The following is a 15,407-nucleotide window of genomic DNA, read 5'->3' as shown; positions in this document are numbered from 1 at the left end:
GTATGTATCTTAAATCGATTGAAATGCAGGGCTTCAAGTCCTTCGCAGATAAGACTAAGGTAGTCTTTGACCGTGGAGTGACAGCCGTTGTAGGACCGAATGGTTCGGGCAAGTCCAATATTACAGAAAGTCTGCGTTGGGCCTTGGGGGAATCTTCTGCCAAGAGCCTGCGTGGAGGTAAGATGCCGGATGTTATCTTTGCGGGGACTGAAAGCCGTAAGCCTCTTAATTATGCTTCTGTTGTCGTAACCTTGGATAATAGCACAGGTTTTATTGCTAATAAGAATAAAGAAATCAAGGTAGAACGCCATATTTATCGGTCTGGCGATAGCGAATACTTGATAGATGGTCAGAAGGTTCGTCTGCGGGATATTCATGATCTTTTCATGGATACTGGTTTGGGGCGTGATTCCTTTTCTATCATCTCGCAAGGACGGGTTGAGGCTATTTTTAATTCCAAGCCAGAAGAACGTAGAGCCATATTCGAAGAGGCAGCAGGGGTCTTAAAATACAAGACCCGTAAGAAAGAAACGGAGAGCAAGCTAGCACAGGCTCAAGGAAATTTGGACCGTTTAGAAGATATTATCTATGAATTGGACAATCAGGTTAAACCCTTGGAGAAACAGGCGCTAACGGCTAAACAATTCTTGGAACTAGATGGACAGCGTAAGGAGCTGTATCTGGACGTTTTGGTTGCTCAGTTGACAAAGGGTAAAGAGGCTTTGACTGCCAAGGAAAGCGAACTTGAAGCAGTTAAGTCAGAATTAGCAAACTACTACCAACAACGTTCTGAGCTTGAGCAAGAAAACCAGTCCTTAAAAGAAAAACGCCATCGCTTATCCGAGCAAATGGAGCGTGAACAAGCTGTTTTGTTGGATTTGACCAAGTTGATCAGTGACCTGGAACGAAAAATTGACCTTCATAAGTTAGAAAGCAGTCAGAATGAATCCAGTCGACAAGAAGCTCAGTCGCGTTTAGAAACCCTGGTTGCGAAGCGAGGACAACTGGAAGAGGAAATTGTTCTCAAGCTGGAAAGTCAGGAAAGGTTGGGAGCTTCCTTGTCCAAATTGAAAAAGGAAATTGCTTCGGTTGACAAGGAGATCTCCTACTTCTCTGAAGATCCGGATCAGGTATTGGATCACCTGCGTGAGCAGTATGTCGCCCTCATGCAGGAAGAGGCTGAAGCATCAAACCGCTTGACCAAGATTCAGCAGGATATTGCCAATCAAATCAGCTTATCAGAAAGTAAATCTGCTGACCTAGCACGTTTACAGACAGAAAAACAGGCAGCTCAAGAAGAATTGGCTAAGAGCCAGCTAGCCTCAGAAGAGGCTGACCAAGTCTTGCGGGGGTTGCTCACATCCTATCAGACCAAGAAAGAAGAGCTTGAACAGGCTCAGGCTGCCTATCAAGCTGAACAAAATCGCTTGTTTGATCTAATTGATCAATTGAAGGGCAAGCAGGCTCGCCAGTCAAGTTTGGAAGCTATCTTAAAAAATCACTCCAATTTCTACGCAGGGGTTAAGGCTGTTTTGCAGGCTTCGTCTAGTCTGGGTGGCATCATCGGGGCAGTCAGTGAGCAATTGACTTTCGATACTCGTTACCAGACGGCTCTGGAAATTGCTCTTGGAGGAGCTAGCCAAAACGTTATCGTCGAAGACGAGGCGACAGCCAAGCGAGCGATTGCTTTCTTGAAGGAAAAACGTCAAGGACGGGCTACCTTCTTACCTTTGACCACTATCAAGCCTCGGCAATTGTCCAGTCAGCAACTTGCCCTACTTCAAACCTCAGATGGTTTCTTGGGGCTGGCCAGTGACCTCGTGACCTATCAACCAAATCTAGATGCTATTTTCCAAAATTTGCTGGGAACTATTGCGATTTTTGATAGCATTGACCATGCCAATCAGGCGGCGCGTGCGACCAAGTTTCAAGTCCGTATGGTGACCATGGACGGTGCAGAAATCCGTCCTGGCGGCGCCTTTGCTGGTGGTAGCAATCGAAATAACAGCACCACCTTCATTAAGCCTGAACTCGATGCTCTTTTAGGAGAAATAGCAGAGCTGTCTAGCCAGTTGAAAGAGCAAGAAAACTTGGTGGCGACTAAGAAGACAAGTCTAGACCAGGTCAGAGAAAGTCTGGAAACCATCAAGACTGAGGGGGAAGAGGCTAGACTGAGCCAGCAGAGCGCAAGGATTCATCAAGAACAGGCAGAAAATCGTCTAGCTCAGGTGACCGCGCAGTATGACTTACAAATGAGTCAGGTCAGCCCAAGCATTTTAGCGGAGCTAGAAGAAGAAGCAAGCAAGGAAGAAATCAGTCTTCAAACCTTGACAGAGAAAAAACAAGCCTTAGACAATCAAATCAATCAGGTAAGGAATAATCGCGATAGCATCCAAGAAAGTTTGCAAAACTTGCAGGCTCAGAAAGGTCAATTGACCTTGGAGCAGGCAGAAGTTTCTAGTCAGCTGCGCTTTGAACAGACAGACCTTGGTCGTTTACAGGAAGAAAAAGGGACTACTGAAAAGGAAATCTCTATCCTGGAAGACCTGATTAACCAGAAGGTTGAGGCTTTAGAAGATACCAGTATTGAGGTTTTGGAGGAGCAATTACAGGCAGCGACTGATAAACAAAGCCAAACCAATCAGATTCAAATTCGCTTGAAATTTGAGTTGGAAGACATTGACGGTCAGTTTGAAGACTTGGAAGGTCGTTTGGACCAGGCGCGTTTGAAAAATGATGACCTTATTCGCAAACAGGCCAAGTTAGAAGCTGATTGTGAGCAGGCTGGAGATCGGCTACGGACCTTACTTGGTCATTTGACAGAGCATTTCAAATTGAGCTTTGAAGCGGCTCAGGACCAGGCAAACGAAGTAGAGAATTTGCCTCTGGCTGAACAAAGTCTGAAAGACTTGGAGCGTTCTATTCGTGCCTTGGGACCAGTCAACCTGGACGCCATTGAGCAGTATGATGAGGTCAATAACCGTCTGACCTTCCTCAATGAACAACGAACGGATATATTGTCGGCGCGTGATTTGCTCTTGAATACCATTCATGAAATGGATGATGAAGTCAAGGAACGCTTTAAGGTCACTTTTGAAGCCATTCGCGAAAGCTTTAAGCAGACTTTCAGACAGATGTTTGGCGGTGGTTCTGCGGACTTGATATTGACCGAGCAGGATATTTTGACTGCGGGCGTGGAGATTTCAGTTCAGCCTCCGGGTAAGAAAATCCAATCGCTCAACCTGATGTCAGGTGGCGAAAAAGCTCTCTCGGCCCTCGCTCTGCTATTTTCCATTATCCGCGTCAAGACTATTCCTTTTGTCATCTTGGACGAGGTGGAGGCAGCCTTGGATGAGGCTAATGTCAAGCGGTTTGGGGATTATCTTAACCGCTTTGATAAGGACAGCCAGTTTATCGTCGTGACTCACCGAAAAGGGACCATGGCGGCGGCGGATGCTATGTATGGGGTGACCATGCAGGAATCTGGTGTGTCCAAGATTGTTTCTGTCAAGCTGAAAGATGTGGAAAAATTATAGATGGGGTAGGTTTTATTAGCCTTCTTGTAGAAATCAGTAGGCAGAATTTTCTATCCATGCTATAATGAATGTAAACGGTTTAGCTGAAAGGAGCAATTCATGACAAATTTAAAGGAACAAGTTGGGATTAAGGCGGCGGAGTTTGTAAGAGATGGCATGATCGTCGGCTTGGGGACAGGTTCGACAGCCTACTATTTTGTACAAGAAATCGGACGTCGGGTGCAGGAAGAAGGTTTGCAGATTACAGGTGTGACGACCTCTCATGCCACTGCAGACCACGCAGCCTCTTTAGGAATTCCTTTAAAGAATATAGATGAAGTTGACTATGTAGACTTGACAGTTGACGGAGCTGATGAAGTTGACGGAGCCTTCAATGGTATCAAGGGTGGAGGTGCCGCCCTGCTCATGGAGAAGGTGGTTGCGGTCAACAGTAAGGATAGCATCTGGATTGTGGATGAATCTAAGGTGGTCGATACCCTTGGCGCCTTCAAGTTACCAGTGGAAGTGGTGCAATATGGTTCTGAAAATCTTTTCCGCCTCTTCGAGAAAAAGGGTTATCGTCCAAGTTTTCGGATGAAGGATGGTCAGAAACATGTGACCGATATGAAAAATTTCATCATTGACCTTGATTTGCAACGGATTGAAGACAGCTACGCCTTGGCTGATGAATTGGATAGAACAGTTGGTGTCGTAGAGCATGGGCTCTTTATAGGATTGATTTCTAAGGTCATTGTCGGCACACCGCAGGGACCAAAAATTCTTGAAAAGAAATAAAGTGAAAACGCTTCTCATTAAAGTAACTATGAGAGGCGTTTTTGTGGTATAATGAAAAGACGAACAATGGAACCTGTATTCACTATTCAGCACCTCGCTTATCAATACAAGTTCTTAGAAAAAGGAGTTCTTATGTCTAAATTTAAACGTATTCATCTGGTGGTTATGGATTCTGTTGGAATCGGTGCGGCACCAGATGCAGACAAGTTTTTCAATGCTGGTGTCAACGACACGGAGTCTGATACACTAGGTCATATCTCTGAGAAGGCAGGGTTAGCAGTGCCTAATATGGCTAAAATCGGTCTTGGAAATATCCCTCGTGACACAGCCCTTGCCACGGTTCCTGCTGAGGAAAGTCCCACTGGCTATGTGACTAAGTTAGAAGAAGTATCGCTTGGAAAAGATACTATGACTGGACACTGGGAAATCATGGGCCTTAACATTACTGAGCCATTCGATACTTTCTGGGACGGTTTCCCTGAGGAAATTTTGACAAAAATCGAAGAATTCTCAGGCCGTAAAATCATCCGCGAGGCGAACAAGCCCTATTCAGGTACAGCTGTCATTGATGACTTTGGTCCTCGCCAAATGGAAACTGGGGAGTTAATCGTCTATACTTCCGCAGACCCTGTCCTTCAGATTGCAGCCCATGAAGATATTATTCCGCTTGATGAATTGTACCGTATCTGCGAGTACGCTCGTTCCATCACCCTTGAACGCCCAGCTCTTCTCGGTCGTATCATCGCCCGTCCATACGTCGGTGAGCCAGGCAATTTCTCTCGGACTGCCAACCGTCATGACTATGCCGTGTCACCATTTGAAGCAACTGTTCTCAACAAGCTAGCAGATGCAGGCGTGCCAACTTATTCTGTCGGCAAAATCAGCGACATTTTCAACGCATCAGGTATCACAAATGACATGGGCCACACCAAGTCAAATATGCACGGTGTCGATGTCTTGATTGAAACCTTGCAGTTGGCTGACTTTGAGAAAGGTTTCTCCTTCACCAACTTGGTGGACTTTGATGCCGTTTATGGTCACCGCCGTGATATAGAAGGCTACCGTGATTGCTTGCAGGAATTCGATGCCCGTATCCCAGAAATTATCGAAAATATGCGTGAGGATGATTTGCTCTTGATTACAGCAGACCATGGAAATGACCCAGCCTATGCAGGTACGGACCATACCCGTGAGTATGTGCCACTCTTGGCTTACAGTAAGTCATTCAAGGGAAGTGGAGTTTTGCCAGTTGGACATTTTGCGGATATTTCAGCTACTATCGCAGAAAACTTCGGTGTCGAAAAAGCCATGATTGGTGATAGTTTCTTGGACGGATTGGTTTAATGGAACAACTGACGGTCTATTACAATCCCAACTGCAGCAAGTGCAAGAAATTACAAATCTTACTGCCAAGTCAGGGCTTTGATGTTAAGTGGATTAATTATTTAGAAAATCCCTTGACAGCGGAGGAATTGACAGTTCTTTTGGAAAAAATGGGAAGTCAACCTTCAGCAGTCATTCGGTTGACGGAGGAGGAACGAGCAGGTTTGTCTGAAACAGACATTTTCCAACGTCTAGTTGCAGAACCTGCCTTGCTCAACCGTCCTATTATCGAGCGAGAACAGACAGCCTTTCTCTGCCGTCCCCTTGACATTATCAAAGAAAACATGCCAGAATATGACTGGTCAACTTATTTATAAAAGGAGAAAAAATGAGTTTACTTGCAAAAATTTATGAAACAAAAAATTTCTTAGAAGAAAAAGGAATGATTAAACCTGAATTCGGTTTGATTTTGGGTTCTGGCTTGGGTGAATTGGCCCAAGAAGTTGAAAATGCTATTGTTATCGACTATGCGGATATTCCAAACTGGGGCAAGTCAACAGTTGTTGGACACGCTGGTAAGTTGGTTTACGGTGATTTGGCTGGTCGCAAGGTTTTGGCTTTGCAAGGTCGTTTCCACTTTTACGAAGGAAATCCGATGGAAGTTGTGACTTTCCCAGTTCGTGTCATGAAAGCTCTTGGTTGTGAAGGCGTGATTGTCACCAATGCCGCAGGTGGTATCGGTTACGGTCCAGGTACCCTCATGGCCATTACAGACCACATCAACATGACAGGTCAAAACCCATTGATTGGGGAAAACTTGGAAGAGTTCGGACCACGTTTCCCAGATATGTCAAATGCCTACACCAAAGAATACCGTGAAAAAGCCCATGCGGTTGCGGAAAAATTGGGCATCAAGTTGGACAATGGTGTCTACCTCGGTGTGACAGGTCCTACCTATGAAACTCCTGCTGAAATCTTGGCCTTCAAGACCATGGGTGCCCACGCAGTTGGTATGTCAACAGTGCCAGAAGTTATCGTGGCGGCCCACTCAGGTATGAAAGTCTTGGGAATTTCTGCCATTACCAACTTTGCGGCTGGTTTCCAATCAGAACTCAACCACGAGGAAGTCGTAGAAGTAACCGAGCAAATCAAGGGCAACTTCAAAGGCTTGGTGAAAGCTATCTTGGCTGAGTTATAAGCATTTGAAAATAGAACAAAGAGGTACAATATATGTCTATTCATATTTCTGCTAAACCAGGTGAAATTGCCGATAAGATTTTGCTTCCTGGTGATCCACTTCGTGCTAAATTTATCGCGGAAAACTTTCTTGAAGATGCAGTTTGCTTCAATGAAGTCCGCAATATGTTTGGCTATACTGGTACTTACAAAGGCCATCGCGTATCTGTCATGGGAACGGGTATGGGAATGCCTTCCATTTCTATCTACGCCCATGAGCTTATCAACGACTACGGCGTTAAGAAGCTTATCCGTGTGGGAACAGCAGGTTCGCTTAACAAGGATGTCCATGTTCGGGAATTGGTCTTGGCTCAGGCAGCAGCAACCAACTCTAAAATGATGAACATTGATTGGCCAGAATATGACCTGCCACAGATTGCTAGCTTCAATCTCTTGGACAAGGCTTATCATATTGCTAAGGAACTCGATATTACTACTCATGTAGGCAATGTTCTATCTTCAGATAGTTTCTACTCACCAAAACTCTTCAGTCGTAACTTGGAACTTGGGCAAATTGGTGTCAAAGCGGTTGAAATGGAAGCGGCAGCTCTTTACTATCTGGGTGCTAAATTCGGTGTCGAAACACTTGCTATTATGACCATTTCGGATAGCTTGGTCAACCCAGACGAAGATACGACAGCAGAAGAGCGTCAAAACACCTTCACAGACATGATGAAGGTCGGCTTGGAAACTCTGATTGCAGAATAAGCTGAGTGGTTTTACTAGGGAGGCTACTTATGACTTTTGCAAATTTTGAACCGACACGTCACGTTGAAGATTTTCATTTGGCAGGATTTGCTTACTAGTCAGACAGTCCAGTGGACTGTCTGAGCTCGCTCCTTGAAAACGAGAAGGGAGCGATGGTTAAAAGAGTTGAAGCTGGGAACTTCCTTAGAAATGCTTGCAGAACCGACCAATCCCTATGATTCAGAGGCTGTTGTCATTCTGTATCAAGGGAAAAAGCTAGGCTACATTCCCAAGCATAAGAATAGCTTGATTAGTCGTATGTTATTCTATGGACATGGTGACATTCTTGAAGCCCGCGTTCAAATGATTGATTTGACTGAACACCCTGAGCGTCAACTTCGTGTGGTTGTAAAATTTAAAGATAATCGCAAAAAATAAGGGACAGGGCTAATCAGTCCATTCTGAATGCTATAAAATAAAAAGGCGAACTATATACAGGATGGTATAATAGCTTGCCTTTTTTCGTTAAATAAGGTATAATTATCGTATAGAAAACGTTTACAAAAAAATAAGAAACGTTTCTGAATGATTACATTAACATATACAAAAGGAGATAAACAGTGATTAACTTACAAAATTTTGTCCAATCCATGTATGCCAAGCGTATCGAGGACTGTTCCGACCATGAACTTTATTATGCTTTGCTCGCATTTACAAAGCAACAGAGTGAAGCAAAATACACCAATGAGCAGAAGAAAAAGGTCTACTACATTTCTGCGGAATTCTTGATTGGTAAACTCTTGTCTAACAACTTGATTAACTTAGGTGTTTACGATGAGGTGAAAAGCCAGTTAGCAGCTGCAGGTAAGGACTTGATTGCCATTGAAGATATCGAAATGGAGCCATCTCTTGGTAACGGTGGTTTGGGTCGCTTGGCTGCTTGTTTCCTGGATTCCATTGCTAGTCTTGGACTAAATGGTGATGGTGTTGGTCTGAACTATCACTTTGGTCTTTTCCGCCAGTTGTTTGAATACCACCAACAATCGGCAGTGCCAAATGAGTGGATTACGCCACGTTCTTGGTTGACTGAGTCACCAATTTCTTATCAAGTACCTTTTGCAAACTTTACTTTGACTTCTAAGTTGTACGATATCGATGTACCTGGCTATAAGACAGAACGAAAGAATCGTCTACGCTTGTTTGACTTAGGCTCTGTGGATGACAATATCATCTATGATGGGATCGAGTTTGATAAGGAAGATATTTTCCGCAACTTGACCCTCTTCCTCTACCCAGATGATTCAACAGATGATGGTAAAGTTCTGCGAATCTTCCAACAATATTTCATGGTATCCAATGCAGCCCAACTCTTGATTGACGAAGCTGTTGCCAAAGGGTCAAACCTCCATGACCTACCTGATTATGCAGTGGTTCAAATCAACGATACCCACCCATCACTTGTCATTCCAGAATTAATTCGTCTTTTGGAACTTCGTGGCATTTCCTTCGATGAGGCAATCGAAATTGTTAAGAAAATGACTGCCTATACCAACCATACAATCTTGTCTGAAGCCCTTGAAAAATGGCCACTTGACTTCTTGAACCATGTGGTGCCTCACTTAGTACCATTTATCGAGGAGTTGGACCGCCGTGCCAAAGAAGTGAAAAATGATCCAGCGGTTAATATCATCGATGAGCATGGCCGTGTCCACATGGCCCACATGGATATTCACTACGGCTACTCTATCAACGGTGTAGCAGCCCTTCATACTGAGATTTTGAAGACATCTGAGTTGAGAGCCTTCTACGAGCTTTACCCAGAGAAGTTTAACAACAAGACAAATGGTATTACCTTCCGTCGTTGGCTCATGCATGCTAACCCAAGCTTGGCTAACTATCTTGATGGCCTACTTGGACATGGCTACCACCATGATGCCAGCGAGTTGGAAAAACTCATGGACCACAAAGACAGCAAAGAGTTGAAGAAATGGTTGGAAGAAACCAAGCAGCACAACAAGCGTAAACTACAACGTCATATTGCCAAAACTCAAGGTGTACATGTCAATCCAGAGTCCATCTTTGATGTACAAATCAAGCGCATGCACGAATACAAACGCCAACAGATGAATGTCCTCTATGTGATCCATAAGTATCTGGATATCAAGGCTGGCAATATTCCAACTCGTCCACTGACTGTCTTCTTCGGTGGAAAGGCAGCTCCAGCTTACACAACTGCCCAAGACATCATTCACTTGATTTTGGTCTTGTCACAGGTTATTAAAAATGATCCAGAAGTGGCACCACACTTGCAGCTGGTTATGATTGAAAACTACAATGTAACCGAAGCAAGCTTCATCATCCCAGCGGCAGATATTTCAGAACAGATTTCTCTTGCGTCTAAAGAAGCATCAGGTACTGGTAATATGAAATTCATGCTCAACGGTGCCTTAACTATTGGTACAGACGACGGTGCAAACGTGGAAATTCATGAGTTGGTCGGTGATGAAAATATCTATATTTTCGGTCAAGATAGCCAAACTGTTATTGACCACTATGCAAATGGAACTTACCATCCATATGCATTCTACGAACGAGATGCTATCCGTCCATTGATCGACTTCATCACATCTGATACCATTCGTCATGCTGGTGGTATTGATGAACGCCTCTGGCGCTTGCAGGACAACCTCAAGCATAATGACCACTTCATGACCTTGCTGGACTTGGAAGACTACATTGCGACCAAGGAAAGAATGTTAGCAGACTATGAAGACCGCGACAGCTGGTTGGATAAGGTTATCGTCAACATTGCTAAAGCAGGATTCTTCTCATCAGACCGTACTATTCAACAGTACAACGAAGATATTTGGCATTTGGAAGCTAAGTAAGCTAATACTCTTCGAAAATCAAAATTATCCGTTGTCAAGAGCCTAGATGAACTTGAGTTCTATCGTCGGCTTCGTTTCCTAGGCTACTTTTGATTTTCATTGAGTATAAATAAACTAAAAATGACCTTTCGGGGTCATTTTTTCTGTATTCTATTTTTAAAATATTGAGCCATTGCGGATTGTCCCAAGAGGTTTCCGAGGGCAAAGCCAGAGGTGTTAAGCAAGATATCGCTAAGGTCAAAGAAGCCCAATGAAAAGAAGAATTGACAGGCTTCAACTAGCAATATGGCCTCTACAAAGAGAGAAAGTTTTTTCCAAGAAAATGAAAAAAGTAACCCAAGTGGTAAAAAGAGTAAGAGGTTAAAGACCAATATAGCAGGATTGAGAAATAGGTCTTGAGAGAAGGTACTAAGGAGATCCCAGTTGACACCTCTGACACCCATGCTTTTGAAAAAGAGGAGGTAAAGCAGCAGAAAACCATAGCATCCATAGAAAAAACAAAGTGTCAGTCGCGAAATGCCCGGCTGATAGACCAGTCGAAATAGGGTAAAGCAAACCCCAGTCATTAACAGGATTGCTGCAAGCGCCGGCCAAAAATCAACCGTCATAAAAATGGTCGAGAACTGGTAAAAAAGAAAGGTCATAAAGAGCCAGCGGCAAAGTAGAAATGACAGGATCAGGTTAATACAGTCATAGATAACTTCTTTTTTCATAGAGGACCTCCTTTTTTCATTATATCATTATTTGAGGGGGGAGGCAAAGGCTCAGGAAAATATTTTTAGTGACAGTGTGCTATAATAGTTGGTATGAAAAAACGACCGACATCAGCCTATATCCACATTCCATTTTGTACCCAGATTTGTTACTATTGTGACTTTTCCAAGGTCTTTATTAAGAACCAGCCTGTTGATGAGTATTTGACTGCCCTTATGGAAGAGGTCAAATTTTACGACCTGCCAGCCCTCAAGACCCTCTACATCGGAGGCGGAACACCATCGGCTCTCTCGGCAGACCAGCTGGACTACCTTTTGGTCAATCTGGAGGACCAGTTGGACTTGTCACAGCTGGAAGAATTCACTATCGAGGCCAATCCAGGTGACTTGACGGCGGATAAGATTGCGGTTCTGAAAAAATCCAGGTGCAATCGAGTGTCGCTTGGTGTTCAGACATTTGACGACCGTATGCTGAAAAAAATCGGTCGCAGCCATAACCAGACCCAGATTTATGAAACCATTGCAGCCCTCAAGGAAGCGGGTTTCCACAATATTTCCATTGATCTGATTTATGCCCTGCCTGGTCAGACCATGGAGCAGGTGGTGGACAATGTCGCCAAGGCCTTAGAGCTAGACATTCCCCACATGAGCCTCTATAGCTTGATTTTGGAGAACCACACGGTCTTCATGAACCGCCAACGCCGCGGCAATCTCCATCTGCCCAACGAAGATGTGGAGTCCGATATGTTCGACTACATCCTTCAAGAGTTGGAGAAAAATGGTTTCGAGCACTACGAAATCTCCAATTTCACCAAGCCAGGATTTGAAAGTCGCCACAACCTCATGTACTGGGACAACTCGGAGTACTATGGTCTAGGAGCTGGAGCATCTGGCTACATCGACGGCATGCGCTACCGCAACCGCGGCCCCATTCAGCACTACCTCAAGTCCATCCGCGAGAAAGGCCATTCTCGCCTGCACGAAGAATTCCTCAGCCAGACCGAGCAGATGGAAGAAGAGATGTTTTTGGGCCTACGGAAAAAAACTGGCGTGTCCATTGAGCGATTCGAAGAGAAGTTTGGTATCTCTTTTGAAGACCGCTACGGTCAGGTGGTCAGGGACTTGAAAAATGAAGGCCTCTTGCAAGAAGAAGACCGTTGGCTTCGGATGACCAAAAAGGGCTTGTTTCTTGGCGATACAGTTGCCGAGCGTTTCATTATAGAAGATTAGAAAGAGGACACAATGGGACTAAGCTACCAAGAAGACTTCACCATTCCCTTTGATATGGTGGATGTTAAACAAGAAATCAAACTGCCTGACTTGATTTCCTATTGTCTGGGGCTTTCTGGCCGACAGTCAGAGGAACTAGGGCGCAGTGACCTCTATGTTTTTCAGGAATTTGGCTTGATTTGGGTGGTGACAGACTATGAACTGACTATTCAAGCCCTACCCAAGTACAATGAAACCATCACGATTAAAACAGAAGCGGTTGCCTACAACAAGTTTTTCTGTCATCGGATGTTTTATATCTATGATGAAGCTGGTAATCTCTTGCTAGATATTCTCTGTTATTTTGTCTTGATTGATTTTGAGAGTCGCAAGGTTGCTCCTGTTCCAGAAGTCTTGATTGCTCCTTATCAGTCTGAGCAGGTTAAGAAATTGCCTCGGGCACCTAAGTATCAGCTCTTGGAAAATCCATCTGTTCAAGAATTTCCTGTTCGCTATTTTGATTTGGATATGAATGGTCATGTCAATAATAGCAAGTATCTGGAATGGATGTATGAAGCACTGGGCTATGATTTTCTGCTCTGCCATGTCCCTAAAAAAATCCAACTCAAGTATCTCAAAGAAGTAGAGGCAACTAGCTTGGTAAGTTCACGCATGGTGGCAGTAGATGGCATCAGCCAGCATGAGATTGTGGTAGATGGGCATATCCATGCGCAAGCTGTCATCGAATGGAGGGAAAGTCATGTCGCAGGATAAGTGGTTGGAATGGGCCGTACGTTTACAAGCCTTGGCTCAGACAGGCTTGGCCTATGGAAAAGATGTTTATGACATGGAGCGTTTCGAAGAAATCAGACAGATTGCGGCAGAGATGTTAGTAGAACCGTCTGGGCAGCCCTTGGAAGTGGTGAAAGACTTGTTTTGCAATGAAACAGGCTATCAGACACCCAAGCTGGATACCCGCGCAGCCATTTTCCAAGAGGATAAAATCCTACTGGTCCAGGAAAACGATGGGTTCTGGTCCTTACCAGGTGGTTGGTGCGATGTGGACCAGTCTGTCAAGGACAATGTAGTCAAGGAAGTAAAGGAAGAAGCGGGGCTGGATGTGGAGGCTCAACGTGTGGTGGCGATTTTGGACAAGCACAAGAACAATCCTGCCAAGTCTGCCCACCGTGTGATCAAGGTCTTCATTCTATGTCGTCTCCTTGGCGGGAAGTTTCAGCCCAATTCGGAAACAGTCGCCAGTGGCTTTTTCAGCTTAGACGATTTACCGCCGCTCTCGCTTGGGAAAAATACAGCTGAGCAGTTAGCACTTTGCTTGGAAGCCAGTCGGTCTGAGCACTGGGAAACACGATTTGATTAAGGAGAAAGTATGACCTATCAAGGCTATTTGATTGATTTAGATGGTACCATTTATGAAGGGAAGAAACGAATTCCAGCTGGTGAACGGTTTATTCATGGCTTGCAGGAGCGCAACATTCCCTATCTCTTTGTGACCAACAATACCACCCGTCGTCCTGAGATGGTGCAGACTATGTTGGCGGAGAATTTTAATATCGAAACACCGCTTGAAACCATCTATACAGCTAGTCTGGCTACTGTGGACTACATGAATGACTTGGGCAAGGAAAAGACAGTCTATGTCATTGGAGAAGACGGGCTCAAGTCTGCCATTTTTGAGGCTGGTTATGTGGAAGATACGGAAAATCCAGCCTATGTTGTTGTCGGTTTGGATACTCAGTTGACCTATGAAAAACTGACTATTGCCACCTTGGCTATTCAAAAGGGGGCGACTTTTATTGGTACTAATCCTGACCTCAACATTCCGACGGAGCGTGGTCACTTGCCGGGTGCTGGTTCATTGATTGCACTCTTGAAAGCTGCTACCCGTGTTGAGCCGATCTTTATTGGCAAGCCTGAAGCCATTATCATGGACAAGGCTCTGGAGATTTTAGGAACAGAACGCAGTCAAACAGTTATGGTGGGGGATAACTACCTGACGGATATTCGTGCAGGGATTGACAATGGTTTCCCAACCTTATTGGTCTTGACTGGCTTCACTAAACCAGAAGAAGTAGCAGACTTACCCCTTGCTCCGACCCATGTCCTCAACAGCCTAGATGAATGGAGTTTTGATGAGAACTAAGTTACAGATTATCGGAACGATTTTATTTGTCTTGTCGGCAGCAGTTCTAGGAACCATCTATCTAGCTTGGCTAGTTTATCCGCTTGAGATTTCTTTTTTGGGGTTGGAAAAAGTTGTTTACATGAAGTCATCAGATATTTCCTATAATTTTAATATCTTGATGAACTATCTGATCAATCCATTTGCAAGTGTTTTAGACATGCCCAATTTTTCCTCTTCAGCTGATGGTCTGAAACATTTTGCGGATGTGAAAGGTCTCTTTCATCTGGCACAGGTTATTTTCCTGATTAGTTTGCCTGCGGTATTCTATTTTTGGAAAGAAGTGGTGCGAAAAGGATATGGAAAACTCTATCGAACTGTTTTTATGTGGATGGCTCTTGCTCCAGTGATGATTGCAGTGATGGGCATGCTGATTGGTTTTGATAGCTTTTTTGTCCTCTTCCATCATCTGCTCTTTCCTGGTGATTCGACCTGGCTCTTTGACCCGCTGAAAGATCCGGTTATTTATATACTTCCACAGGAATTTTTCCTTCATTGCTTTATTCTCTTTTTCATCCTATATGAAGTGCTCTCTTTGCTGTGGCTTAGGATGGTTAAAAAATAACATTAGCCAAGAAAAACCTCTTGACAATGTGGTGAATTTACAGTAAAATAAGTAAGACTTTGAAATTGAGGGGAGTGAAAATAATGTCAAAAACAGTAGTACGCAAGAACGAATCACTTGATGATGCTCTTCGTCGTTTCAAACGTGCGGTTACTAAAGCTGGTACTCTTCAAGAAACACGCAAACGCGAATTCTACGAGAAACCATCTGTAAAACGTAAACGTAAATCAGAAGCAGCTCGCAAGCGTAAAAAATTCTAATTGAATTTGAACAGCC

At 44.2% G+C, this 15,407-nt stretch carries 15 protein-coding genes; 14 read left to right on the top strand and 1 reads right to left on the bottom strand.

Going from position 1 to position 15,407, the window contains the following annotated elements:
- The first annotated feature begins 2 nt into the window (after nt 1-2).
- The 8 genes from smc (at nt 3) to PW252_RS07200 (ending at nt 10,444) form a co-directional block, all read left to right on the top strand.
- A complete protein-coding gene (smc, locus tag PW252_RS07235) occupies nt 3-3,536 on the top strand; it encodes a chromosome segregation protein SMC (protein WP_248048959.1) in 3,534 nt (1,177 codons plus the stop codon).
- Between the two features lie 99 nt (nt 3,537-3,635).
- On the top strand, nt 3,636-4,310 hold the full coding sequence (gene rpiA / locus PW252_RS07230) for a ribose-5-phosphate isomerase RpiA (RefSeq protein ID WP_105125331.1): 675 nt from the start codon (nt 3,636-3,638) through the stop codon (nt 4,308-4,310).
- A gap of 132 nt (nt 4,311-4,442) precedes the next feature.
- On the top strand, nt 4,443-5,654 hold the full coding sequence (locus tag PW252_RS07225) for a phosphopentomutase (protein WP_248048957.1): 1,212 nt from the start codon (nt 4,443-4,445) through the stop codon (nt 5,652-5,654).
- Nucleotides 5,654-6,010, top strand: a complete 357-nt coding sequence (locus PW252_RS07220) for an arsenate reductase family protein (protein ID WP_248048955.1) — start codon at nt 5,654-5,656, stop codon at nt 6,008-6,010. The genes PW252_RS07225 and PW252_RS07220 overlap by 1 nt, the downstream gene beginning before the upstream one ends.
- Before the next feature lie 11 nt (nt 6,011-6,021).
- Nucleotides 6,022-6,831, top strand: a complete 810-nt coding sequence (locus PW252_RS07215) for a purine-nucleoside phosphorylase (protein WP_172049669.1) — start codon at nt 6,022-6,024, stop codon at nt 6,829-6,831.
- Nucleotides 6,832-6,863: 32 nt separating this feature from the next.
- Nucleotides 6,864-7,577, top strand: a complete 714-nt coding sequence (gene deoD, locus PW252_RS07210; protein ID WP_248048953.1) for a purine-nucleoside phosphorylase — start codon at nt 6,864-6,866, stop codon at nt 7,575-7,577.
- Nucleotides 7,578-7,766: 189 nt separating this feature from the next.
- A complete protein-coding gene (locus PW252_RS07205; RefSeq protein WP_161941378.1) occupies nt 7,767-7,994 on the top strand; it encodes an HIRAN domain-containing protein in 228 nt (75 codons plus the stop codon).
- Between the two features lie 182 nt (nt 7,995-8,176).
- Complete coding sequence (locus tag PW252_RS07200; protein ID WP_248048950.1) at nt 8,177-10,444, top strand: glycogen/starch/alpha-glucan phosphorylase; 2,268 nt, start codon at nt 8,177-8,179, stop codon at nt 10,442-10,444.
- Nucleotides 10,445-10,578: 134 nt separating this feature from the next.
- Here PW252_RS07200 and PW252_RS07195 read toward each other — a convergent pair whose 3' ends face one another.
- On the bottom strand, nt 10,579-11,157 hold the full coding sequence (locus tag PW252_RS07195; RefSeq protein WP_248048948.1) for a VanZ family protein: 579 nt from the start codon (nt 11,155-11,157) through the stop codon (nt 10,579-10,581).
- A 93-nt stretch (nt 11,158-11,250) separates the two neighbouring features.
- Here PW252_RS07195 and hemW point away from each other — a divergent pair, with 93 nt between their 5' ends.
- The 6 genes from hemW to rpsU all read left to right on the top strand — a co-directional run bounded on the left by hemW (nt 11,251) and on the right by rpsU (nt 15,391).
- On the top strand, nt 11,251-12,387 hold the full coding sequence (gene hemW / locus PW252_RS07190) for a radical SAM family heme chaperone HemW (RefSeq protein WP_248048945.1): 1,137 nt from the start codon (nt 11,251-11,253) through the stop codon (nt 12,385-12,387).
- A 12-nt stretch (nt 12,388-12,399) separates the two neighbouring features.
- Nucleotides 12,400-13,140 (top strand): acyl-ACP thioesterase domain-containing protein, encoded by a 741-nt coding sequence (locus PW252_RS07185; RefSeq protein ID WP_248048942.1) that lies wholly within the window; start codon nt 12,400-12,402, stop codon nt 13,138-13,140.
- Nucleotides 13,127-13,744 (top strand): NUDIX hydrolase N-terminal domain-containing protein, encoded by a 618-nt coding sequence (locus tag PW252_RS07180; protein ID WP_248048939.1) that lies wholly within the window; start codon nt 13,127-13,129, stop codon nt 13,742-13,744. The genes PW252_RS07185 and PW252_RS07180 overlap by 14 nt, the downstream gene beginning before the upstream one ends.
- A 9-nt stretch (nt 13,745-13,753) precedes the next feature.
- Nucleotides 13,754-14,527 carry a TIGR01457 family HAD-type hydrolase gene (locus PW252_RS07175; RefSeq protein ID WP_248048936.1) on the top strand — a complete coding sequence of 258 codons (774 nt, stop codon included), beginning with the start codon at nt 13,754-13,756 and terminating at the stop codon, nt 14,525-14,527.
- Nucleotides 14,517-15,131, top strand: a complete 615-nt coding sequence (locus PW252_RS07170) for a TIGR01906 family membrane protein (protein ID WP_248048933.1) — start codon at nt 14,517-14,519, stop codon at nt 15,129-15,131. Before PW252_RS07175 ends, PW252_RS07170 begins: the two co-directional genes overlap by 11 nt.
- Nucleotides 15,132-15,214: 83 nt before the next feature.
- Nucleotides 15,215-15,391 carry a 30S ribosomal protein S21 gene (rpsU, locus tag PW252_RS07165; protein WP_000048054.1) on the top strand — a complete coding sequence of 59 codons (177 nt, stop codon included), beginning with the start codon at nt 15,215-15,217 and terminating at the stop codon, nt 15,389-15,391.
- Nucleotides 15,392-15,407 lie beyond the last annotated feature (16 nt).

Origin of the sequence: Streptococcus sp. 29887, from assembly GCF_032595075.1 — a bacterium.
Taxonomy (GTDB): Bacteria; Bacillota; Bacilli; order Lactobacillales; family Streptococcaceae; genus Streptococcus; species Streptococcus iners.
Note: the sequence above shows the minus strand (reverse complement) of the source record. Positions and strands in the feature narration are given on the sequence as shown.

Coding starts and splice junctions, on each gene's coding strand:
- smc (WP_248048959.1), top strand. CDS start 3: ATGTATCTTAAATCGATTGAAATGCAGGGCTTCAAGTCCTTCGCAGAT.
- rpiA (WP_105125331.1), top strand. CDS start 3,636: ATGACAAATTTAAAGGAACAAGTTGGGATTAAGGCGGCGGAGTTTGTA.
- PW252_RS07225 (WP_248048957.1), top strand. CDS start 4,443: ATGTCTAAATTTAAACGTATTCATCTGGTGGTTATGGATTCTGTTGGA.
- PW252_RS07220 (WP_248048955.1), top strand. CDS start 5,654: ATGGAACAACTGACGGTCTATTACAATCCCAACTGCAGCAAGTGCAAG.
- PW252_RS07215 (WP_172049669.1), top strand. CDS start 6,022: ATGAGTTTACTTGCAAAAATTTATGAAACAAAAAATTTCTTAGAAGAA.
- deoD (WP_248048953.1), top strand. CDS start 6,864: ATGTCTATTCATATTTCTGCTAAACCAGGTGAAATTGCCGATAAGATT.
- PW252_RS07205 (WP_161941378.1), top strand. CDS start 7,767: ATGCTTGCAGAACCGACCAATCCCTATGATTCAGAGGCTGTTGTCATT.
- PW252_RS07195 (WP_248048948.1), bottom strand. CDS start 11,157: ATGAAAAAAGAAGTTATCTATGACTGTATTAACCTGATCCTGTCATTT.
- hemW (WP_248048945.1), top strand. CDS start 11,251: ATGAAAAAACGACCGACATCAGCCTATATCCACATTCCATTTTGTACC.
- PW252_RS07185 (WP_248048942.1), top strand. CDS start 12,400: ATGGGACTAAGCTACCAAGAAGACTTCACCATTCCCTTTGATATGGTG.
- PW252_RS07180 (WP_248048939.1), top strand. CDS start 13,127: ATGTCGCAGGATAAGTGGTTGGAATGGGCCGTACGTTTACAAGCCTTG.
- PW252_RS07175 (WP_248048936.1), top strand. CDS start 13,754: ATGACCTATCAAGGCTATTTGATTGATTTAGATGGTACCATTTATGAA.
- PW252_RS07170 (WP_248048933.1), top strand. CDS start 14,517: ATGAGAACTAAGTTACAGATTATCGGAACGATTTTATTTGTCTTGTCG.
- rpsU (WP_000048054.1), top strand. CDS start 15,215: ATGTCAAAAACAGTAGTACGCAAGAACGAATCACTTGATGATGCTCTT.